Raw genomic sequence first — 22,597 nt, forward strand, 5'->3', positions numbered from 1 at the left:
GGCCCAGCGTTTTTTTTATTGGCCGAACTCCATCACCCAATCGGCAATGTGAACCACCCTAACACCGTTGGCCCCGGCAGCCGAAAGGCTTGCACGAATCTGCATGATGCACCCAATATTTGCCGCCACCACCACCGTTGCTTCGGTTGCAAGAATATTTTTTGCTTTCCGTGCGCCAAGCCGCTGCGCAAGCTCTGGCTGGGTGATGTTGTAGCTTCCCGCGCTGCCGCAACAAATATCTGCTTCGGGAAGCTCAACAAAGTTTTCGCCAAGAATGCTCCGCAGCAATGTGCGCGGCTGTTCGGCGATATTCTGCGCGTGACATAAATGGCAGGCATCGTGGTAGGTCGTGCGCGGGTGGTTCGTTGCCTTTTTGTTGAAATCATCCGGCAGTTCGTGCAATATCTCCGTTACATCCCGCACCTTGCTGCTGAATTGTTCGGCGCGTGCGTGCCACTGCGGGTTGCCGTTGAATAATTGAGGATATTCCTTCATCGTTGAGCCACACCCGGCGGCATGTACAAGAACAACATCAACCTCAGCGCGCTCAAAAAAAGCGATCATTGCTTGTGCGCGGGCTCTTGCCTGCTCCATATTTCCAGAGTGTGCATGAATTGCCCCGCAGCAGGCACTCCCCGAATCAGCAGTTATCTGATAGCCACACGCTTGCGCCGCCGAAATTGTGGCGCGATTTGTCTCAGGAAATAGCACGCTGGCAACGCATCCACCCATTATTCCTGTCGCAATTTTCTTTTCACGTACCCCTTGCCTGGTAATTTTTTCTGCCGTGTTATTGCTGGATTTTGGTGGGAGCAATGCAGCCATTGCGCGTAGTCGTTGCGGAAGCAATGCCATTCCCCCAATCCGCTGCATCCACCGTGCTGAAACGGTGGATAACCGCAACGCCGTTGGCGAAATAAGCAGCCGTTCCACCACGACGCGTTGCAGCAATCGTTTTGGCAGCGGCATGGTGCGGTGCTGGCGAATAATTTCGCGAGTTCTTTCTATCATCGCTCCATATTCCACTCCGCTTGGGCAAACCGCTTCGCAGGCACGGCAACCCAAACAGCGGTCAATGTGGTTGGCAATGCCATTGGTGAGCGGAAATCTGCCATCGTCCAATCCGCGCATTAAATGGATGCGCCCGCGCGGGGAATCGTTCTCGTTTCCCGTTTCTAAAAATGTTGGACACGCTTGCAAACATAGCCCGCAATGGATGCAAGCATCCGATTTTTCCCGATCAAGAAATGGCGGAATCGGGGCCGGATTCATGGCAGGGAATCTCCTTTCCGAAGCAGAAAAACTTTTTCCTGCAAGGCGGTTATTCCCCGCTCGCGCAGGTGTGCATTTCCCGACAAAACATCGGCAGTGTGGAGCAATTCAACGTCCTTCCAATTGCTGAATAATTCCCGCACCTCGGCCTCTTCAAGCGAAAAAGGTGGTCCCGACATTTCGTGCTGCGGATACTCCACCGTTACCAGCAGCGTCTTGAACAATGGCGGATAGATGTTGTTGAAATGCTCAACGTATCGGCGGCGCATTTCTGGCGGGAAGGCGAACAACGCTGCACGGTCGAAACTGGCCGAAGTGCCGGCAAGGTGATCCTTGCGCAAGTGAAAAATATCGCCGCAAAGAATGGTGATTCCGTCCGATTCAAACCGCAAAAAACGGCCATTTTGCGATTCGGTGAACGCGAGTTCGTTCTCGGAAAAAAATGCTCGAACAGCAAGTTCGCTTAGCTCGACCCCAACCACGCAGAAGCCTTGATCGCGCAGATAGAGTATGTCCAACGATTTGCCGCACATCGGCATAAACACCGAATTACCCAATTCCAGGCGCAAGGCGGGCAGATATTCCTTCAACAACGGATTTGCTTCGGACAGGTGAAATCCAATTTGATTTTTCCGCCACCGAGCTTCCCAAAATGATGGTTCCATGAGCGTGATTGTTTACGTGATATTTGCTGATCGTATTTCCGTTTCTACTCTGTGTCTGAATTTCCAATGCGAAACACCCCAGCTGGGTCAAATTTCTGGACTAATCGTCGGAGAAGATTCGCGTTGGCGTTGGAGCTTTTTTGCCCCGCTGTTCCGTTGCGAAAAACTCCATTCCCGGCATGGGCAAGGATCGGGATGTTTGGCAGGGATGCAATCGCCGCGCATAATTGCGAGGGAAGAACGGAGTTCGCCCTATGTATTTCCGGAATTCTCTGAATTGCCGAATCAATATATCCGCCGTCGCATTCCCGAAATCGGCCGATGGAATCCAGAATATCCGCTTGCCACGCCACATCCTCGCTTGCCCCCGCAAAACCGATAACAATATTCCAGCTTCCGGCATCGTTGCAGTTGTGCAGATCGAGCAATATTGGGGTGACGGGGGATTGGAGTATTTGAGCGATGAAGGCATCCGCTTCGGAAAGGGTGCGAAATTCCCGCACGAACAATTTTTCGGATTCCGGCAACGGGCGCAGCTTGAAGGTGGCTTCAAGAATTATCCCGATTATTCCCTGGCTTCCAACAAACAGCTTGCAAAGGTCAAACCCCGCCACATTTTTCACGACCTGGCCTCCCGAGCGTATCACCCGCCCATCCGGCAGCATCACGGTGATGCCGATACTCTGTTCCCGAATGGTTCCGTAGCCGTAGCGGCGCGAACCGCTTAGATTGCTGGAAATTATTTGCTCGATTGTTGGCGATGTTGTTGCCGGTGGGTCAATCGGAAGCCATTGCCGGTGCGGGGCCAGTGCCAACTGTAGTTCGGCCAACGTGACGTTCGATGAAACCGTCACCGTTAGGTCGTCGGCACGGTGCAGGATGGAGCGGGGGAGCAGCGACAAATCCCAACCAACGATCTGCGCGCCGGTTGCTGCCGCGTTTCGCAAGCTGCTGGCAAGCTGTTCGATGGAAATTGGCTGCGGTATCATGCGGGAATTTGCTTCCGTTGGAAAAAATCGGCGCAACGCATTGCGCCGGGGAACATTTTATGGGGGTTGCATCTCCCTTCGGGGTCGAACACCGTGCGGAGCATTCGCATGGCATCCAGGTCATCGGGGGTGAATTGCTCGGCCATAAAATCAATTTTCTCCACGCCGATTCCATGCTCGCCGGTGACGGTTCCGCCAAGCTGGATGCATTTCCGCAAGATTTCATGGCTGGCAGCGATTGCCTGCCGGATTTGCTCAGGGTTGCGTTCGTCGTACAAAATCAGCGGATGGAGGTTGCCATCGCCGGCATGGAAGACGTTCGGAATCTGCATCCCGTAGCGTTCGGCAACGGTGCTGATAAACCGCATCATCTCCGGCAATTTGGACCGGGGGACAACGCCATCGTGGGTCATAAAATTGGGGCTGAGTTTGCCAACCGCGCCGAATGCGCGTTTGCGGCATTTCCACAGTTCGGCGCGTTCGTGCGGGGTGTTGGCTTGGCGGACTTTGCGCGCGCCGTTCCCCGTGCAGAAGGCGATTGCTTGCTCGGCTTGGCGGCGAAGCCCTGGGTGCAGGCCATCCAGCTCGATAATCAGCACCGCCCCGGCATCCAGCGGGAACCCGAATCGGTAGCGTTCCTCCACGGCTTGGATGATAATGCCCTCCATCATCTCCAACGCTGCCGGCACGATTCCGCTGGCAATAATTTGGCTGACGGCGCGGCTTGCATCCTCGACGGTTTCAAAAATGGCAAGCATGGTGCGGTACTCTTGGGGCAATCGCGTCAGCCGCAGCAATGCCCGCGTGACAATCCCAAACATCCCTTCGCTTCCGATTGCTGCGCCGCGCAGATCGGGGCCATCAACATCTTCGCCGCCATCTATCTCGGTTCCCAGCCAAACGATTTCTCCATCGGGCAGGACCATCTCGAATCCAAGGATATGGTTGGTGGTGACACCATACTTCAGGGTGTGTGGGCCGCCGGAGTTGGTGGCGATGTTCCCGCCGATGGTGCAGGCCATTTGGCTGCTGGGGTCGGGGGCGTAATACAACCCAAATTCTTGCGCGGCCCTTGTCACCCAGATGTTCACACACCCTGGCTCAACAACTGCGCGGCGGTTGCGTGGGTCCACCGAAAGGACACGGTTCATTCGGGTGGTGGCCATCACCACCCCGCCATCAACGGCCAGCACCGTTCCGCTGAGCGAGGTTCCGGCACCGCGAGGAATGATTGGAAGCCCGTGGTTTGCGCAGATGCGAACCACCGCCGCAACTTCTTCCGTTGTTGCCGGAAGCACCACTGCTTGCGGGGCGTTCCGCTCCAGCGTGTAGGCATCGCACTCATAAACGATCAGCTCGTCGGGCTGAACGATCACGTGCTCAGGACCGACAGCCGCCGCAAGTTGCCGAATAGCTTCAGTGGGGACCGGTTTCATGGTGGGATGAAGTTAGGGGAAATCAGCTGATGGAAAGGGGCGAACCTGCCGAATCCTACAAAGTTGGCCAGAAAGCTGACATGGCTCAGGAACGCCCAGCGTAGGCCTTGCTAAATTACAGGCATCAACTAATCCAGAAAGGAGTGTGCCATGAAGATTATCATTGCCTACGACGGCTCGCAATGTTCACGCGATACGTTGGCTGAGTTAGACCGTGCAGGGCTTCCATCGGAGGGGGTGGAAGCGATGGTTGTAACCGTTGCCGAGATGGGGTTCTCGGCGGGAAAATTGGGGGCTGGCGTTTCCGCCGGACGGATGCAGCAGGCAATGGAGCTTGCACACTCCACAGCCAAGGAAGCGGCGGAATACTTGCGGCAACGCTTTCCGGCATGGACCGTGGAAACCGAGGAGTCGGGAGGGTCGCCGACTGGGGCCATTATTCACTGCTCGCGCCGGTGGAATGCTGATCTTATCATCATCGGTTCACACGGGCGTTCGTTGCTTGGCAGAATGTTTATGGGGAGCGTTTCGCAATCGGTGATGTCGGAAGCGGATTGCTCGGTGCGGGTTGCCCGTGGGCGCGCATCGTTTAGCAAGGAAACTCGATTGCTTCTTGCTGTTGATGGTTCTTCTCATTCATTAGATGTTGCCGCTGCGGTTACTTCACGGAAATGGAGGGTTGGGACCGAAGCACGGGTTATTGCTGCTGTCGAACCGATCTTTGAAGCCATGGCTCCCCCGGTTGTTCCCGAAATTTCGGTGTGGGACGCTACGGAAGGATTATCCACCGAAGCCCATCTGCAACGCACCGTGGAGGTGCTCCAACAGCGATTGCAGCAAGCCGGGCTGGTGGCCTCGGCAGTGGTTGGATATGAGGATCCAAAACAGATGATCCTTCAAGAAGCGGAGGGGTGGGGGGCTGATTGCATCTTTATGGGTGCGCGAGGGCTGAACCCGATAGACCGATTGCTGCTGGGGAGCGTCTCGCGTGCGGTTGTTCCCCGTGCACATTGCAGCGTGGAGGTGGTGCGGAAACGGGCAACGGCGGCCTTGCTTGTGTAACACTACAACAGGATCAACAGAATGAAAATCTTAATCGCCTATGATGGTTCGGCAGATGCCGAACGTGCTATTGCCGGATTACAACGAGCAGGGCTTCCTACCGAAGCCGAAGCAATCATCATTTCTGTTATTGAGCCATGGCACAACGCTCCAGAATTTGATTGCACACTGCAAGCACTTCCAATGCTTCAACAAGCCTTCCCAAAATGGGAAGCACACGCTGAACTTCGTCGTGGCACGCCTTCCCGTGAGGTCCTTTTATTCGCCCAAGAATGGAAGCCCGATCTGATTGTTCTTGGTTCACAGGGGCTTTCGCGGCGGCCCGATTTGGCGATTGGAAGCGTCTCGCAGCAAATCCTGACAGCAGCGGCAACATCGGTTCGGGTTGTTAAAGGCGAGGTTCGCGATAGTGATTATCCCGTGCGGTTGTTGCTTGCGGTTGATGGCTCGCCTGATAGTGAGCATGGGGTGCAATCCTTGCTGGAACGAACATGGCCAGAATCCACAAAAGTCTGGATTGTAACCGCTGTTTCTGGTGGATACTCAATGGAAGAAATAGAAAGCGAACGCCAGGCTGCAATGGAATTGCATGAGCGTATTGGGAAGAAATTGCAGCAGGCTGGGCTATCCTATACATCTATCATTGGCATGGGGGATCCGCGTAGCGTGATCCTTTCCGAAGCAGAAGCATGGGAAGTTGATTGCATCGTTATCGGTGCCCGTAGCATGACCCCTTACCAACGGACGTTACTGGGAAGTGTCTCGGCAGCGGTGGCCGCGCGTTCACGATGCACGGTTGAAGTGAGCCGTTTATGAGCACGCACGTACGGGGAAACGCAGCGTGTAACATTCGCCTGTAGCTTCCGTTGTTCCCCGCGCCACCGCGACGTTCGGTGGTGCAATCAGTTTTCCAAATAACATCAAGACCCACCAACGGAACAACCATGGATAACTTCAACATCACCATCAACGACGACGATACCCCGCAAGGGAACAACCAGAACAACCGCCAATCGAACCAGGACGAGCCAACGTTCGATGCCTTCCGCAAAAACATTGCGGACCAGCTGAAAAAAGCTGCCGAGGAAGTGGAACGCGTCACCACACAATGGAAAACCGGAAGCTGGCCAAGCGTCCGCACGCGAATCAACGAGCTTTGGAAAGGATTGGCGGAGAACGAAACCGGAAGCTGGAGCCCGCAGATTGAAATCCGTGAAGAACCAAACGCCTACGTTATCTACCTTGATGCCCCGGGGATGCAGCGTGGCGATGTGGAAGTTGAAATCAGCGACGACGCGCTGATCCTGAAAGGGGAGCGGAAGATGGAACCAACGGAAGAAGGGAAGCGAATTTTGATGACCGAACGGGGCTACGGGGCGTTCGCCCGCACGCTTCCGCTGCCGGAGGATGCCAACCGCGAGGAGGTTTCGGCAACGTTCAAGGAAGGGGTGTTGGAGATTCGTTTTGGGCGGGTTCAGGTCCAGAAAAATCGCCGGATTATTGACGTTCAGTAGCGGAGCAAGGGGGATGGGAGGGGAGCGGAAAAGAGAACGATAACCTGTGGGGGCATGGCACGCCATGTCCCCACAAGTGTTTTCACGGTAATCGTTGTTTCCCCGTTATCTTGCGCCCCGTTACTCCCTTCATTACTGTCCATGCCCATCGCTTACTCAGCGCAGCCTGATGATTGAAAAACTCCTTCGACCGGAACTGCAAGATTTAATCGCCGTTGGGGATTTCGAGACCTTCCGCGACATCATCGAAGATTGGGAGCCGGCGGACTTTGCCGCCCTTGTTGATGATCTTTCCGAAGGGGAGCAGCTGGCCGTTTTCCGCAACATTGATAACGAGGTGGCGGCGGCAATGTTTGCCCACCTTGATCTGCCGCAGCAGTACCAGCTGGTTACCGAACTCCCCTACGATAACGTCCGCAACATCCTGAACGCGATGTCGCCGGACGACCGCACCGCCTTGCTGGAAGGGCTTCCCGACGAGACTGCCGAGAAGCTGATGCGGATGCTGACCCGCGAGGAACGCACCGTTGCCGAAACGCTCCTTTCCTACCCCGAGAACAGCGTTGGCCGCCTGATGACCCCGGACTTCCTTGCCATGAAGCCGGACTGGGCCGTTCGGCAAGTGCTGGATTACATCCGCCGCCAAGCAAAGGATATCGAGACGCTGGATTGGATCTACGTGGTTGACGACGACAACCGCTTGATTGATGACATCCGCATCCACGAATTCCTGGTCGCGCCGCTCTATGCCACCGTCCGCTCCATCATGGATAACCAGTACGTCCAGCTGTCGGTGATGGATGACCAAGAATCGGCCATCGAGAGCTTCCGCAAGTACGACCGCACCGTGCTTCCCGTTGTGGACCAGCAAGGGGTGATGGTCGGCATCGTCACCGTTGACGACGTGCTGGACGTGGTGGAGGAAGAAGCCACCGAGGACATCCAAAAGTTCGGCGGACAGGAAGCGTTGGACGAGCCGTACATTGACACCCCCATGCTCCGGCTTGTGCAAAAGCGGGCAACATGGCTGGTGGTCCTGTTCGTGGGGGAGATGATGACCGCCACGGCCATGCAATATTTTGAGGATGAGCTGGCCCGCGCAATCGTCCTTGCCTCGTTCGTTCCGCTGATTATCTCTAGCGGCGGAAACTCCGGCTCGCAGGCCGCAACCTTGATTATCCGTGCGCTGGCGTTGGGCGAGGTCCGGCTGCGCGATTGGTGGATGGTGATGCGGCGCGAGCTGTTCAGCGGCGCGATGCTGGGGCTGATTCTTGGCATCATCGGTTTTTGCCGGATTGCTGTCTGGCACACGGTGTTCGATTTTTACCCGGAGCATTGGTTCCTGCTTGGGCTGACGGTTGCCCTGTCGCTGATCTGCATCGTGCTGTTTGGGACGCTGACCGGCTCCATGCTTCCGTTCATCCTGAAACGCCTAGGGCTTGACCCCGCCACCTCGTCGGCTCCGTTCGTGGCGACGTTGGTGGACGTCACCGGGCTGGTGGTCTACTTCTCCATCGCCCTGATGATCTTGCACGGAACAATGCTCTGAAAAAAACGGCCGCCGTGATTGAATTGGGATTGATAAAAGGTCGTTATCCTTTGGCCGACCGAACGGTAGCCGTCCCGACCTTCGTCGGGATTTATAAAAGGTCTTTAGCCTTCGGCGCCTCACTCCTCAAAAAAGACTTGGCTCCGACAAAATCGGGGCGGCTGCCCATTGGCAATTACCAAACTCCCCGATGCTTCCGATTACCATCATCACCGGATTTCTTGGATCCGGCAAAACAACACTGCTGAACAACCTGCTTCGCACCGATCACGGGGTTCGGTTTGGCGTGATCCAGAATGAGTTCAGCGATGTTGGGATTGATGCGGAACTGATGGTGCAGGTGGATGCCGACATCTACGAGCTGAACAACGGTTGCCTTTGCTGCACCTTGCAGGATGACCTTCTGCGGGTGATAGATGACCTGTTGGAACGCCGCCACCGCCTAGACCACCTGCTGATTGAAACCACCGGCGTTGCCCTGCCCACATCCACCATTATCTCACTCTTCAACCATCCAGAGTATGGGGAAACTTTCCGGCTGGATGGAGTGGTTGCCCTGGCCGATGCGCGCCACCTTCTGGGGCAGATTTCCACAACCCAGGAAGCCGCCCAGCAGTTGGCCTATGCGGACCTGATCCTTCTCAATAAAATTGATCTTGTCACCCAGCCGGAGCTTGCGGCGGTTCGGGGGGCAATCCGTGCCATCAACCCGTTGGCGCAGATTCGGGAAACGGAGTGGGCCGCTGTGGAGAGCGATGCAGTGATTGCCGTGGGCGGGTTCGGGGCCGCAGAGTTGATCCAGCAGGAGGGGGACCACGACCACAGCCATGACCAGGGCCACACGCATCAATCGCCGATTGGCGCGGTGGGGCTGGCGATTCCCGGGCAGATGAACCTTGTGGCGTTCGAGGCGTGGCTGGACCTGACGCTTGCCTTGAACCATGAAAACATCTTCCGAATGAAGGGGGTGCTGAATCTTCCCGGGGCGTTGCGGCGGTACGTTCTGCAAGGGGTGCACCGTTTATGGAGCGGTGAGTATGGGAACCAGTGGGGGGAATCCGAGCGCATCAACCGCCTGGTGTTCATCGGGAAAAATCTTGACGGCGAGCAATTGAAAGAAGGGGTGGAGGGGTGTTTGGTGGCGGAGTGAAAGAAGCAGAGGGGGAGGGGGGGGGTGAGAGATGCCACAGAAAGCACGAAAAAAGGCTGATCTGCGTCAGTGTTGCCGGCGCGGCGTGGGGCGTATGTTTATTGTAACTCTTGGGGAACCCGTCTCTGGTTCCTTCTTTGCGTAACTTGCTCGCCGCCGGAAACCGGCCCGAACTATCTGGGCGTAATCCAGCATCCAACCAGCAATCCTACCCGGAGCATCAGCGATGTACGGAAACCTTTCCATTGTTGACACACCTGTCGGCCAGCAGACCGCCGCCGACGATCCCGAACTTCTTGCTGCCTTCGAGGCACGCATTGATCGTGGGGAAAAGATTGAGCCGCACGATTGGATGCCGGCCGAGTATCGCCGCCAGCTTATCCGAATGATCGAGCAGCACGCCCATTCCGAAATCATCGGCGCATTGCCGGAAGGGACGTGGATTACCCGCGCCCCGGGGTTCAAACGGAAAATGGCACTGATGGCAAAAGTGCAAGATGAAGTTGGCCACGCCCAGCTTCTCTACAGCGCAGCCGAAACACTAGGCAAGCCACGCGAAGCAATGATTGACGACCTGCTGAACGGCAAGTCCAAATATTCCAACGTCTTCAACTACCCGGCCGTCACCTGGGCCGACACCGCCGTGATTGCTTGGCTGATTGATGCTGGGGCAATCATCAACCAGCACACCAACGCCAAAGGGAGCTACGGCCCCTACTGCCGCGCGCTTGATCGCATCTGCATCGAGGAGTCGTTCCACCTGAAGTATGGCTACGATAACGTCGTCACGCTTGCCACCGGAACGCCAACCCAGCGGGCCATGCTACAGGAAGCGCTCAACCGCTGGTGGCGGCCAATCATGCACTTCCATGGCCCCCCCGATAAGGTCTCGCAGCACACCGAAAAGCTGGTGCGGTGGAAGGTGAAAATGGCCACCAACGATGAGATGCGCCAAGAGTTTTTGGAGACCTACGTCCCAAAAATCTGGGAACTGGGGCTGACGGTTCCGGACCCGAACCTTCGGAAGAACGAGGAGACCGGCCAGTGGGAATTCAGCGACCCCGATTGGGATGAGTTCAAGCGGGTAATCAACGGCAATGGCCCCTGCAATGCCGAGCGGCTTGCGGTTCGCCGAATGGCCGAAGAGCAAGGCCGCTGGGTTCGCCAAGCGCTTCGCAAACCCAACCATGCCTACGTTGCGCCGTTGGCGTAACTCCAACATCTACTCCGTACAACGTGCACGCGGCACAGGGCGCATCTGCGCCAGGGGGGTTGGGGGAACCAGCCCTTTCTGTGCCGTTGCTTCCCTTTGGAAGAAGCCAACGAACAACCATCCAGCATGACGATTCAATCACTTGACCCTCGCATCACGCGAGCAGGCATTCCAGCAGAAGATTCCAGGCCATTGGAGCCAAAAGAAAATCTTGACCAGTTCGAGACCTGGGAGGTGTTCCACCAGCAGAAGCGGGGGGCGCATCCTGAGCACGTCGGTTCGCTTCACGCGCCCAATGCGGAGCTTGCGTTGGTGATGGCGAAGGAGCAATATGCCCGCCGGTTCAAGTGCGTTGGAATCTGGGTGGTCCGCACCGCCGACATCCTTACGTTAAGCACCGAGGACGAGGACATCTTCGTCACCAACGCCGAAAAGAAATACCGCGATGCTGGTGGGTATCGCGTTGGCAATCGGGTAAGCGCGTTTAAGCAACAACAAGCACAAGCCAACACCGAGGGCGCAGCATGAACGAAGCCGCAATCACCGACCTTCTTTTCCGATTGGCCGACGATGCCGTCATCATCGCCCATCGCAATTCCGAGTGGACCGGGCTTGGGCCAATCTTGGAGGAAGACATCGCCTTCTCCTCCATCGCCCAAGATAAGCTGGGCCATGCCCAGGCACTCTACAACATCCTTCACACCAACTTCGGCCACCCCGATCCCGACACCATCGCTTTCACCCGGGATGAGGCGCAGTTCCGCTGCTGCCACCTTGTGGAGCTTCCCATCGGCGATTACGCCTTCAGCCTTGTGCGCCATTTCCTGTACGATGCTGCCGAGTGGGTTCGGTACGAGGCGTTGGAGTCATCCACGTTCCTCCCGTTGGCGCAGCTTGCGCGGAAGATCAAAGGGGAGATCAAGTATCACCTGTTCCATGCAAAAACATGGGTGGTGCAGCTTGGTGCGCAAGGGAACGAGGAAAGCCACGCCCGAATGCAGTCGGCATTGAACGAAACGTTTGCGCTGGCGTTGGGGATGTTCGAGCCGTCGGAGTTCGATTCCGAGCTTGCTTCCGGCGGGGTGTATCCGGGCGAGGCAGAGATACGGCAACGCTGGTTGGAGTTGATCTCCCCGGTGCTGCAACAAGCCACGTTGCAGCTTCCATCGCTGGAAGAACTTGACCACGCAACCGGCCACGGTGGAAGGAAAGGATACCACACCGAGCATCTTCAGCCGATGCTGAACGAGATGACGGAGGTGTACCGGATTGACCACACAGCCGAGTGGTAAACAATGCCAAGCGTTGATGAAATCTGGGAAGCGTTGAAATCGGTGAAGGACCCGGAGATTCCGACCATCTCGCTGGTTGATCTTGGGGTAATCACCGATGTTCGCTTGGATGATGCCGGAGTCCCCCACGTACGGATGACCCCAACGTTTGTGGGATGCCCGGCAATGGAGTATATGCAGCAGCAAGTTCGGGAACGATTGCTGGAGCTTGGCTTCCCAACCAGCGATGTGCGGATGACGTTCGAGCAGGAATGGAACACCAACAAGATCACCGAAGAAGGGCTGCGGGCATTGAACCAACACGGGCTTGCAGCCCCGCCACGCTACGAAGGGGTCCTGGAGTTGGAGGTCCTGAACAACACCCCTTGCCCCTACTGCGGAAGCCACAACACCACGCTGCACTCACCCTTCGGCCCAACGCTCTGCCGTTCGCTTCACTACTGCAACAACTGCCGCCAAGCCTTCGAGGGGTTCAAGCCGGTGTAGGGGTGGAGGGGGGAGGTCGTCTCAGTATCCGCGTGCGCGCGGAGCTTACGCTATCAGCCTTTACCCCCCACCCATCGCCCGATAAACCCCTTCCGCCACCCGCGTGCCGTCCATTGCGGCTGATACGATTCCGCCGGCGTAGCCTGCGCCTTCGCCGCAGGGGAAAAAATGGCTGATGTCGGGGTGTTGCAGCGTTTCGACGTTGCGGGGGATCCGCACCGGGGAGCTTGTTCGCGACTCGACCCCCACCAACACCGCTTCCTCGGTCACGTATCCAGGCATTGTTTTCCCGAAGGCCTGCAATCCTTGCTGCAACCGCTTGGCAAGCGTTGGCGGAAGCAGCGTGTGAAGCGGCGCGGAGGATAGCCCCGGCTTGTAGCTGCAATCGGGAAGGTTCGCCGAAAGGCGGCCAGCAAGGAAGTCGGTGAGCCGCTGCCCGGGGGCGCGCTGTTTTCCCCCGCCAGACTGCGCCGCCATTACCTCCACCGCTTTCTGGTACGCCATTCCTGCTAATTCGTGATGCTGGCCATATGGCTGAAGGTCTTCTTTCTCCACCGAGACAACCATCCCGGAGTTTGCAAAAGGGGAGTCGCGGCGGGAAAGGCTCATCCCATTTACCACGACTTCATCACCCTCGGTTGCCGAAGGCACAATGAACCCTCCGGGGCACATACAGAAGGAGAAAACCCCGCGCTCGGAAATGGTGGTGGCCAGCCGATAACTGGCCGCTGGCAGCCGGTCATCGCGGAGCGGGCGGCGGTACTGAATCGAGTCAATCAGCGGCTGGGGATGCTCAATCCGCACCCCCATGGCGAACGGCTTTGCTTCAATCCGCACCCCGCGGGATTGCAGCAGCGTGAAGATGTCGCGGGCGGAGTGCCCGGTGGCCAGGATCACGGCATCACCCAAGTGTTCATCTCCATCGGCAGTGATAACCCCGCGAATCCTTTGTTCGGCCAGAACAATATCCACCACACGCTTCCCAAAATGGACCTCCCCTCCGGCATTGATGATGCTTTGCCGCATTGCCGCCACAACCTTCGGCAGTTTGTTCGATCCGATGTGGGGATGCGCCTCGATCATAATCTCCGGCGGCGCGCCGTGGGCCACCAGCGTTTGCAGAACCGATTCAACGCTTCCCCGCTTGGTGGCGCGGGTGTAGAGTTTGCCGTCGGAGTAGGTTCCGGCTCCGCCTTCGCCAAAGCAGTAGTTGCTGTCGGGATTGACGATTCCGAAGCGTTGAATTCCCGCAAGGTCGCGGCGGCGTGCGCGAACGTCAAAGCCACGTTCCAGAAGGATTGGGCGAATGTTCAACTCAATCAACCGCAACGCCGCGAACAATCCCGCCGGACCCGACCCCACGATAATCGCCCGATGCTTCCCCGTCACCTCACGGTAGTTTGGTGTGGGGAGCGGCTCCTCCGTTGCTGGTTCATCGGTGGTGACCTCCACCACCAACTGCACGCGAATGCTCCGTTGGCGTGCATCCAGCGACCGCCGGCGGACGCGAACCGCAGTGATGCGCTGTTCGGGAATGCCAAGCTGCGTGGCCGCAGCACGGTGGAGCGCGGCGGGGTCGTCGGCCTGCTCGAATGGAAGAACCAGTTCAAAAATCTGCTTCACGAAGCGTTGGAAATAGTGAGTTTGCAACCAAGTGTTGAATCCGCACAGCAAGCGAAAAAACTTGGGAACCAGCAAAAGGAAGATAGCTCTAAGCCGCCAGTTGCCGCAGCGACAGTGAGCAACGGACAATAGATTGAGAAGTCAATGACCCCACTGCAACCAGTTACAGCAAACGCTGTCCGTCCGGCCAACGTATCATTCACCGGCTTGACGCAACGCAACAACAACACGTCCCGACAGGAACAAACACCATGAACAAGCAGATGATTTTTCGCACCGCAGCCGCATCGCTGGTAGCAATCGCCGTTGCAATCGCCGCCCCATGGAGCCAGCCACTGAATGCACAGCCAGGGCATGGCGGCGGGAAAGGGCATGGAAAACAAATGGAGAAGATCATGGGCAAGCTGAACCTTACCGAACAGCAAAAAGCCCAGATCAAAACCCTCCGTGAGAATTTCAAGAAGGAACATGAGGCGGAGCTGACCCAGATTAAATCGCTCCGTGGCCAAATGAAAGACCTGAAAGGAAGCGGGGATAAGGCAAAAGCAACGGAACTCCGCAGCCAGATCAAAACCCAAATGGCAACGCTGAAAGAGGCACGCGAGAAACTCAAACAGCAGATTGTCGCGATCCTAACCCCAGAGCAGCAGCAACAGCTTGAGCAATTGAAGGCCGAGCGCAAGGAGCACCGCAAGGAGATGAAAGAAGGGCGTATGGGTCGCAAGCACAACGGCGTAACCGGCGAAGGAAAGAAACTAGAGTAAAAAAAACTTAGAGCGGGTAAGTGCCATTACCCTGCCTTTCACACAGCCCTGCTGAAGCCATTTCAGCAGGGCTTTTGCTTGAGGTTGCGGCCTTGCTCCCTATCTTTCGGCATGACCGATGTTCCTCAATTGCCGGATGGCGTAGCACGCGGTTTTCACGACCGCAGGGTCCACCGCCATTTATCGCTTCGCAGTGCCGACGTTATCGGCGATGTCCATGGATGCTTCGATGAACTGGCTGAGCTTATCACCCAACTTGGCCATGCCGAACTTCTTCGCAGCGATCTTCCGCCAGCACTGGCCGGCGCGAAGCCACGGCTGATGTTTGTTGGCGACATCGTGGACCGCGGCGATCAGATTGTGGAGACGGTCCGGTTGGTGGAGCGGCTTTGCCGTGGTGGCCACGCCCTGATGGTGATGGGGAACCACGATTACCGCTTCCTCCGCTGGCTGCATGGTCGCGATGTGGAGCCGCAGCATGGGTTGGAGATGAGCATCGAGCAATTCCGTCGGCTGCCCCACGACCAGTTCCAGCAATGGAGGTCCAAGCTGATTGAGTTCTTTGAATCGCTCCCGTGGGCCATTCGGTTCGATGGCGGAAGGGGGGTGGTGGTCCACGCAGCGTGGCACGCCGAGCTTCTGCACGATCACGTCAGCGAAGAGCATTTCCGCCGCTACGCGCTGCATGGGCCAGTCACCGGAAAAAAACGCCCGGATGGATTGCCCGACAGGATTGATTGGGCTTCGAAATATTCCGGACCCGAGTTTGTGGTTTTTGGCCACCAGGTCTATCCCGAGCCGTACCGCCAGCAGCACGCCATTGGCATTGACACCGGCTGCGTGTTTGGCGGCGCGCTGACGGGGCTGCGGTATCCCGCGATGGAGGCCATCAGTGTTCCAAGCAAGCGGGTCCGCTACAAGCGGTAGGTTCGGTGGTAATCGCGGGCTGCACGCTGCGGAAACTATCAAGTCAAGTTAGACGGTTGCCAAAAGATCATCCACCTTCACCGGGCCGCCCCAGGAAACGAAGCCTTCGCCATACTGCACGCCAATTTGGAACCCCAAGCGGCGCATCCGTGCCAGATAATACTCCATGAAATCGTTCCCCGAAATGAACGTTTGCGGGCCGTAGGATGGGTCCTCGGTGGTGCGTCCGGGGATTGAAAATTGGGACCCGTAAGCCGCCAGCGCATCAAGTTTCCGTTCGATAAACGGGCTAACATCCACCACAATGTCTGGGGTTCCTTCCCACGAATGGTCAAACATGAACATCCGCGCAGGGCGGTGGGGCGTTTGCGGGATTCCTTCATGCTGGCTTGCAACGGCCACCAACCCAGCGTCGAAGTAGGCGTGGTGAACAATCCGGTGCGCCGCTTCATGGTCGGGGTGGCGGTCCTTCTCCCACGGGAACAGGATCACCTGCGGGCGGAAATGCCGGATGGTCCGCACCACGCTCAGGATGTTCTCCTGCGAAAGCGCGATGTTCCCATCGGGGATTCCAAGATTCCACCGGAAGCCCTCTTCGATCCCCAAAATGGAGTTCGCCGCCGCCGTCTCCTTCGCGCGCAATTCACGCGACCCGCGCGACCCACGCTCGCCGGCGGTAAGGTCGCAAATCGCCACGCGATGCCCCTGCCCGATTGCTTTCATCACGGTCCCGGCAATGTGAAGTTCCACGTCGTCGGGGTGGGCGGTGATTGCAAGAATATCAGCTTGATGGCCTTCCAGTTGCGCCATTGGGTTGCTCCTTTATTGCTGCAGTTTCAGGGTGATGACGTTGCTGTGCGCCACCTGCTGGGAAGCGTTCAGCATCATTCCTGGCTCATCCATCACCGCAAGCTCGATGCTGACGGAGTCCTTCGCGCTGGTGGTGTGGACCGAACGCTGCGGCGCGGTTTGCAGCCATCCCAGCGTGGTGTGAACAACGTCATACCGAATCCCAACAACCGCGTGCAGCGATTCCTGGGGCCAGAACTTTGGCGTGCGGAGTGCCCGCGAGTAATCGGCGTAATATTTCGGGTTCAGGGTCTCGGTCAGGAGTGATTGGCTTGCCCATTTCGGGGTTCGGCACAGCCATTCTTTGGGCACGACTCCGGTAAGCCGCACCTGCTTCCCCGCCGGAAGCCGATGGAACAGCAGCCGCGAATCGGTCCGTTCCAGCAGGTCCCCGTATTGGATTTGCCGGGCAATCCGCACCGGGTTTTCTTCATTCATCACAATCCAGGGGAACAGCCGGATGGTTCCCGAGTCCAGCTCGTGGGAAATGGGGATATACTGGCTGCTGTCGCTGTTGTTGGCAATCACCAGCGGGACCCGCAGCTGGCCGCCACACTCTGCCGAAACTGTGTCCTGAAGGAACCGCACGGTCAGCCCATTCCCGGGCACGGTTGCCGGCTCGGTCCCGGGGAAATCGGTTACTTGATACCGAAGCGTTCGGCAGCAGACGTTCCCGTTATCGGTTGCCACGGCGTAGGAGACCACCGCCGGCGCGCCGCCGCCACAGGAGCAAAGCAAGGGAAGCAAAATCAGCAGAGCAGAAAGTTGGAAACGTTGGTTCATGGGTTGGAAATTGCGATGCATTGGTCCCACAATATGCGAAAACCAACAAGGGGAGCGAAGCCCCCGAACGTGCCGTTTCATTCTGTGGGAAAAGCCGCCGGCCCGTTGCACACGTACCGTTTCTTCACGACCTTTGCCCGTTCATTGAATCCACAATGGAAGATCTATCAGAGTATCTATCACCACTCATTGTTGAGTTATCTACAATGCCAAAACATTCACACCACACCCTTGAAGCCGTCCGCGAAGAGATCGTTCGGCTGCTGACTGAAGCTGCCCCGGACCACCTGAAGACCAACGAGCTTTCCAAAAAACTGGGAATCCCCGCAACCGCTCCCGATTACGAGCTGGTGCGCGAAGCGTTGGACCAGTTGACCGATGAAGGAACCATCACCCGTGGCGCGCGCCGCCGCTACCACCTTGCAATCCCCGACGTTGCCATTGAAGGGGAGCTGCAAATGGCCGGGCGCAACCGTTGGATAGTGATGCCAAGCAAGGGGATGGACACCCCAATCGAGATTGACCCCCGCAACACCTGGACCGCACTGCATGGCGATACCGTCCGCGTGAAGATCACCATCCCGGCCCGGTTTGGCGAACGCCCAGAAGGTGAGGTTGTTCGCGTGCTCCACCGCGCTGCCGACACCGTTGTTGGCACGTTGAAGCATGGGAAACGCACCTACTATCTGGAGCCGGACGACAAGAAAATCCACCGGGTAATCGGCATCTTCAAAAACCAGATTGGCGTGGCGAAAGTTGGGGAGAAGGTGCTGGTGAAACTGCGCGAATGGAACGACCCCTACGACGATCCGGAAGGAACGATTATCCGAACGCTGGGACCGGCAGGGGAGATGGGTGCTGAGATCGCCGCCATCGCGCTGAAGCACCGCCTGCCCCATCACTTCCCCGACGAGGTGGTTGCACAAGCCCAGGCGTTCCCAGAAACGATTCCCCCCGAAGAGCTTGCCGCACGGCGCGACATCCGTGCGATGAATCTGTTCACCATTGACCCCCACGATGCCCGCGACTTCGACGACGCGGTCTCGATTGAAGAACATGAGGAAGGGGAGGTGACCGTGGGCGTGCACATCGCCGACGTAAGCTACTACGTCCCGCAGGGAAGCCCGCTGGACCAGGAAGCACTGAAGCGCGGGACCTCCGTCTATCTGGTGACAGGGGTGATCCCGATGCTTCCCGAACGGCTTTCCAACAACCTTTGCTCGCTTCGCCCCGATGAGGACCGCTTGGCCTACAGCGTGTTCGTTCGGTTGTCGGCGCGCGGGGCAATTCGGGGGTATGAGATTCTGAAAACGGTGATGCGGTCCAAACGCCGATTCACCTACGAGGAAGCGTTGCAGGTGCTGCAGACCGGCGAAGGAGATTTTGCGCACGAGCTGCTGGCCCTGAACCGAATCGCCCACGTGCTTCGCCAGAACCGCCACCGAAAAGGGAGCGTGGATTTCGACCGCGCCGAGCTGCGGTTCAAGCTGGACGACAACAACCAACCGACGGAGGTCGTGCAGAAACACGCCACCGAATCCACACGGCTGATTGAGGATTGCATGCTGCTGGCAAACCGCGTGGTTGCCCAGCATATCGCCACGCGGAAATTCCCCACGGGGAAGGAGCGCGGGGCCAACCTGAACCCGTTCATCTACCGCATCCACGACACCCCGCCAAAGGATAAACTGCAGGAGCTTGCGGCGTTCGTGAAGCGGCTTGGATACAACCTCCCGACCGACAACGTGCAGCCGAAGGACATCCAGAAACTGATAGACTCCGTGCGTGGCAGCGAGCACGAGGAAACCATCACCGAACTGACGCTCCGCTCGATGGCAAAGGCTGTCTATTCCGAACACAACATCGGGCACTTCGGGCTGGCGTTCCAGCATTACACCCATTTTACCTCGCCAATCCGCCGCTATCCCGACCTTATCGTCCACCGGATGTTGGCCGAGTATGAAGCGGGAATGCCGGTCCGGCAAAGGAATGAGTACGCCGCCACGCTTGGGCCCATTGCCGACCAATGCTCCGAACGCGAACGCGCAGCGGTCGAGGCCGAGCGCGACTCCATCAAGATTGCACAGGTGCAGTTCGTGAAGCGGCACGTTGGCGACACCTTCGCGGCGCGGATATCGGGGGTGCTGCCGTTTGGGATGTTCGCCCAGATTACCGAGTTGGGGATCGAGGGATTGGTGCGGGTGAAGATGATGGATGACGATTTCTACATCTTCGACGAAGCCACGCTAAGTTTCCGCGGGCGGAACACGCGCCGCACCTACCGGATTGGCGACCCAATCACCGTCCGCGTGGTCCGCGTTGATGAGTTGCGCGCAGAGATAGATATGGAGCTTGTCCCCGAAGAAACCACGCCCGCAAACGCCCCCCACCAACAACCCCGGAAGGATACGCCCCGGAAGGAAAAACCGAAGGCTAAAAAGAACAGAAAAGGAAGGAAGTAGCGATGGAGATGGAGGGAATCGCCCCGGCAGACAGGATGAGAGAGATGTGAGTATCCACCTCACCCCTGCATCACAAGCTCCGCCACTTGCTGGGCGATGCTGCTTCCCAGCGCCACCCCCATTCCGTTGCATCCAAACCCCACGGTGATCCGCTGCCCCACCCGTTGGACGATCGGCAATTTCGTGCTGCTGAATCCCATGATTCCGGCCCAGCGGTGTTCAATTTGGAATTCCTGATTGGGAAGAATCACCGTCCGGAGCAACTCTTCCAACCGGGTCTGGATGGTGTGGTTCAGTGCCGATGCGTGGGTCTCCTCCTCCTGGAACGCAAGATTCCTTCCCCCCCCAAACAGCACCCGATTCCCGAGGTTGCGGAAGTAGTAAAATCCTTCATCGAAATGGAACGCCCCGCGCAGGGTAAGCTCCGGAATTGGCGAGGTCACCAGCACCTGGCCGCGCCCGGGAACTATCGGCACATCGGGAAGAAGCGTTGGGGTGAAGGCGTTCGTGCAAACGATAAGTTCGTTGGCGGTAAGCGTTGCCGTGTGGTCGGTGCCGAACTGGCAATGGGCCGCTGCCGTTTCCGGCCCGTCGTCAACGGAAAGAACCGTGGCCCCGGTGATAATCCGCACGCCGCGTTCGGCGGCCAGCCGCATCAGCTGCGCAACCATTGCCCCGGAATGGATCTGCCCCTCGAACGGATTAAACAACAACGCCGCCACCTTCCGCTGATTGAACCCAAACCGCGCAATCGCTGCGTCGTCGCGGCGGAAAACGCGATCCCCGAACATTGGCTCTAGCAGGGTGTTGATTTCATCAAGGCGATCCAGCACCGGAAGCTGCTCGGGGAACAGCAGTTCGTAGCCGCCCAATGGTTCATACCGAAGGTTCGCATCCCCCACGCGCTGGCGCAGAAGTTCCAACCCTGCGCGGCGTGCATCAATCACCGCCAACGCCCCTTCCGCGCCAATCCGTTCAATGTCTGCGACGATCTCCGTCAGGCTGCCGAAGCAGGCAAACCCAGCGTTGCGGGTGCTTGCGCCGCTGCTGAACGGTCCCCGCTCCAGCACCGCGATTTCCAGTTGCGGCTTCCGTCCAGCAAGCTCGATTGCCGCCGAAAGCCCAATAATCCCGGCCCCGATAATGATTACATCAAAGCGGAGCAAGGCTTCTTGTTCCCAAATGCTGAACATGGTGATTGCAGGTTGATGGATAGCGATTGAAGAAGGTGCGGAGAGGTTGGAAATTAGGGCTGAAGGCCGCTGTTTCCGTGGCATCCGGCTGCGGGCAACCCCTTCATTCATTATCTTGCTTCATGGAATTTTCTTTCGGCAATCTACAACCGATTCTTGTCCCGCTGGCCTACGTTGTTGGCGCGGCGGCGGCGGGTTTTCTCATCCATTTTGTGATGGGGACGTTTGTTCACCAGTGGGCCAAGCGGACGGCGTTTGTGTACGATGACGTTATCGTCAGCACGCTGCGGACCCCGTTGGTGATTGCCACCATCCTGCTTGGCATCTGGATGGCGATGGAGCACTCGCAGTTTTCGGCGGAGGTGATGAGGGTGGCGGCAATCGTGTTGGAGGTGCTGCTGCTTCTGCTGCTGACCGTCAGCCTGGGGGTGTTGTCGCAGCGGATTATCCGCGCCCGCGCCGATATGCAGCATAACTCGCGCGCGGCCACGGGGGTTATCCAGACGATCGTGCAGATCTGCTTGTACGCCTTTGGGTTTGCGCTGATCTTGAGCGCGTTTGGGGTGAACATCACGGCAATCCTGACCGCGCTTGGGGTGGGTGGGTTGGCGCTGGCATTGGCGTTGCAGGACACCCTCTCGAACCTGTTCGGCGGAATCTACATCACCCTTGCCAACCAAATTCGGGTGGGGGATTATGTGGAGATTGCCAAGGAGCTGGAAGGGGTTGTCACCGACATCAACTGGCGGACAACCACCATCCGCACGCTTGATTCCACGCTGGTGATTATCCCGAACAGCAAGCTCTCGCAAGCAACCGTCACCAACCTTAGTTTGCCGGAGCGGCATTTCCGCATGGCGGTCACCGTCACGGTGGATTATTCCAGCGACCCACACTTGGTGGAACAAACGCTGATCCGGCTGATTGAGGAATCGGGGCACGAAAACCCCGACGCTGCCGAGGCCACCAGCCAGCCAGCGGGGAAGATTCGTGGCCTTCTTTGCGTGCCCCGGCCCGAGGCCAATTTCCATTCCTTTGGGGATTCCTACCTGACCATCACCTTCATGTTTTGGGTTCGCGATTACCGATTCCGAACCCCCGTGCGGAACGAGGTCATCAAGAAAACGATTTTGCGATTCCGCGAGCTTGGTATCCAAATTCCGTTCCCGCAACGGGTGGTCCGGTTTGCGCCCGGGGTGCGGTGGGAAGCGGAGCCCGAGGCTTCATAAATAAGGCAACGTATATTCCACAAACCGCTTGTTTCGGAAGCCTGCTCTGCCGTTTTTTGTGGTGCCTGTTCCTGCGCGCTTGTGCGTTCTGTCCGTTCGCTCATTCTCTCTCTCTCTCTGCTCAACAACCATTTCACAG

General features: G+C 57.6%; 21 protein-coding genes. 13 read left to right on the forward strand and 8 right to left on the reverse strand.

Annotation, left to right across the window (positions count from 1 at the left end; translation table 11 throughout):
• Positions 1 to 15: 15 nt before the first annotated feature.
• From IPM61_12635 to IPM61_12650, 4 genes are read right to left on the reverse strand one after another with little or no spacing between them, the layout of a single operon-like run.
• The gene (locus tag IPM61_12635) at positions 16 to 1,272 is read right to left on the reverse strand and encodes a (Fe-S)-binding protein (protein ID MBK8912161.1); all 1,257 of its coding nucleotides are present in this window, start codon (positions 1,270 to 1,272) and stop codon (positions 16 to 18) included.
• Positions 1,269 to 1,937, reverse strand: coding sequence for a thiopurine S-methyltransferase (locus IPM61_12640; protein MBK8912162.1), 669 nt, complete (start codon positions 1,935 to 1,937; stop codon positions 1,269 to 1,271). Before IPM61_12640 ends, IPM61_12635 begins: the two co-directional genes overlap by 4 nt.
• A gap of 44 nt (positions 1,938 to 1,981) precedes the next feature.
• Positions 1,982 to 2,926, reverse strand: a complete 945-nt coding sequence (locus IPM61_12645; protein MBK8912163.1) for an FAD-binding oxidoreductase — start codon at positions 2,924 to 2,926, stop codon at positions 1,982 to 1,984.
• Positions 2,923 to 4,362, reverse strand: a complete 1,440-nt coding sequence (locus IPM61_12650) for an FAD-binding protein (GenBank protein ID MBK8912164.1) — start codon at positions 4,360 to 4,362, stop codon at positions 2,923 to 2,925. The genes IPM61_12645 and IPM61_12650 overlap by 4 nt, the downstream gene beginning before the upstream one ends.
• Positions 4,363 to 4,512: 150 nt before the next feature.
• On the opposite strand from IPM61_12650, the gene IPM61_12655 reads away from it, so the two are divergent.
• The 9 genes from IPM61_12655 (at position 4,513) to paaJ (ending at position 12,628) form a co-directional block, all read left to right on the forward strand.
• Positions 4,513 to 5,424, forward strand: a complete 912-nt coding sequence (locus IPM61_12655; GenBank protein ID MBK8912165.1) for a universal stress protein — start codon at positions 4,513 to 4,515, stop codon at positions 5,422 to 5,424.
• Between the two features lie 21 nt (positions 5,425 to 5,445).
• The gene (locus IPM61_12660) at positions 5,446 to 6,240 is read left to right on the forward strand and encodes a universal stress protein (GenBank protein MBK8912166.1); all 795 of its coding nucleotides are present in this window, start codon (positions 5,446 to 5,448) and stop codon (positions 6,238 to 6,240) included.
• Between the two features lie 128 nt (positions 6,241 to 6,368).
• A complete protein-coding gene (locus tag IPM61_12665; GenBank protein MBK8912167.1) occupies positions 6,369 to 6,938 on the forward strand; it encodes an Hsp20/alpha crystallin family protein in 570 nt (189 codons plus the stop codon).
• A gap of 169 nt (positions 6,939 to 7,107) precedes the next feature.
• A complete protein-coding gene (gene mgtE, locus IPM61_12670; GenBank protein MBK8912168.1) occupies positions 7,108 to 8,487 on the forward strand; it encodes a magnesium transporter in 1,380 nt (459 codons plus the stop codon).
• A 190-nt stretch (positions 8,488 to 8,677) separates the two neighbouring features.
• The gene (locus IPM61_12675; protein ID MBK8912169.1) at positions 8,678 to 9,637 is read left to right on the forward strand and encodes a GTP-binding protein; all 960 of its coding nucleotides are present in this window, start codon (positions 8,678 to 8,680) and stop codon (positions 9,635 to 9,637) included.
• Positions 9,638 to 9,863: 226 nt separating this feature from the next.
• Positions 9,864 to 10,850, forward strand: a complete 987-nt coding sequence (paaA, locus tag IPM61_12680) for a 1,2-phenylacetyl-CoA epoxidase subunit A (GenBank protein ID MBK8912170.1) — start codon at positions 9,864 to 9,866, stop codon at positions 10,848 to 10,850.
• Between the two features lie 126 nt (positions 10,851 to 10,976).
• Complete coding sequence (locus IPM61_12685) at positions 10,977 to 11,378, forward strand: 1,2-phenylacetyl-CoA epoxidase subunit B (GenBank protein MBK8912171.1); 402 nt, start codon at positions 10,977 to 10,979, stop codon at positions 11,376 to 11,378.
• Positions 11,375 to 12,142 (forward strand): phenylacetate-CoA oxygenase subunit PaaC, encoded by a 768-nt coding sequence (gene paaC / locus IPM61_12690; protein MBK8912172.1) that lies wholly within the window; start codon positions 11,375 to 11,377, stop codon positions 12,140 to 12,142. The genes IPM61_12685 and paaC overlap by 4 nt, the downstream gene beginning before the upstream one ends.
• A 3-nt stretch (positions 12,143 to 12,145) precedes the next feature.
• On the forward strand, positions 12,146 to 12,628 hold the full coding sequence (gene paaJ / locus IPM61_12695) for a phenylacetate-CoA oxygenase subunit PaaJ (GenBank protein ID MBK8912173.1): 483 nt from the start codon (positions 12,146 to 12,148) through the stop codon (positions 12,626 to 12,628).
• Positions 12,629 to 12,688: 60 nt separating this feature from the next.
• Here paaJ and IPM61_12700 read toward each other — a convergent pair whose 3' ends face one another.
• The gene (locus IPM61_12700; GenBank protein MBK8912174.1) at positions 12,689 to 14,242 is read right to left on the reverse strand and encodes an NAD(P)/FAD-dependent oxidoreductase; all 1,554 of its coding nucleotides are present in this window, start codon (positions 14,240 to 14,242) and stop codon (positions 12,689 to 12,691) included.
• A 260-nt stretch (positions 14,243 to 14,502) separates the two neighbouring features.
• On the opposite strand from IPM61_12700, the gene IPM61_12705 reads away from it, so the two are divergent.
• Positions 14,503 to 15,015 (forward strand): Spy/CpxP family protein refolding chaperone, encoded by a 513-nt coding sequence (locus IPM61_12705; GenBank protein MBK8912175.1) that lies wholly within the window; start codon positions 14,503 to 14,505, stop codon positions 15,013 to 15,015.
• Between the two features lie 111 nt (positions 15,016 to 15,126).
• Positions 15,127 to 15,942 carry a metallophosphoesterase gene (locus IPM61_12710; GenBank protein MBK8912176.1) on the forward strand — a complete coding sequence of 272 codons (816 nt, stop codon included), beginning with the start codon at positions 15,127 to 15,129 and terminating at the stop codon, positions 15,940 to 15,942.
• Positions 15,943 to 15,990: 48 nt separating this feature from the next.
• On the opposite strand, the gene bshB1 is transcribed toward IPM61_12710, so the two are convergent.
• Both bshB1 and IPM61_12720 read right to left on the reverse strand, forming a co-directional pair.
• Positions 15,991 to 16,752 carry a bacillithiol biosynthesis deacetylase BshB1 gene (bshB1, locus tag IPM61_12715; protein MBK8912177.1) on the reverse strand — a complete coding sequence of 254 codons (762 nt, stop codon included), beginning with the start codon at positions 16,750 to 16,752 and terminating at the stop codon, positions 15,991 to 15,993.
• Positions 16,753 to 16,764: 12 nt separating this feature from the next.
• Positions 16,765 to 17,574: a hypothetical protein gene (locus IPM61_12720; GenBank protein ID MBK8912178.1), complete on the reverse strand. Its 810-nt coding sequence runs from the start codon at positions 17,572 to 17,574 to the stop codon at positions 16,765 to 16,767.
• Positions 17,575 to 17,780: 206 nt separating this feature from the next.
• Here IPM61_12720 and rnr point away from each other — a divergent pair, with 206 nt between their 5' ends.
• On the forward strand, positions 17,781 to 20,036 hold the full coding sequence (rnr, locus tag IPM61_12725; protein MBK8912179.1) for a ribonuclease R: 2,256 nt from the start codon (positions 17,781 to 17,783) through the stop codon (positions 20,034 to 20,036).
• 59 nt (positions 20,037 to 20,095) lie between these two features.
• Here rnr and IPM61_12730 read toward each other — a convergent pair whose 3' ends face one another.
• Positions 20,096 to 21,229 carry an FAD-binding oxidoreductase gene (locus IPM61_12730; GenBank protein ID MBK8912180.1) on the reverse strand — a complete coding sequence of 378 codons (1,134 nt, stop codon included), beginning with the start codon at positions 21,227 to 21,229 and terminating at the stop codon, positions 20,096 to 20,098.
• Positions 21,230 to 21,351: 122 nt separating this feature from the next.
• Here IPM61_12730 and IPM61_12735 point away from each other — a divergent pair, with 122 nt between their 5' ends.
• Positions 21,352 to 22,458: a mechanosensitive ion channel family protein gene (locus tag IPM61_12735; GenBank protein ID MBK8912181.1), complete on the forward strand. Its 1,107-nt coding sequence runs from the start codon at positions 21,352 to 21,354 to the stop codon at positions 22,456 to 22,458.
• Positions 22,459 to 22,597 lie beyond the last annotated feature (139 nt).

It is taken from the genome of Chlorobiota bacterium, from assembly GCA_016710285.1.
In the GTDB taxonomy this organism is placed as follows: domain Bacteria; phylum Bacteroidota; class Ignavibacteria; order OLB7; family OLB7; genus OLB7.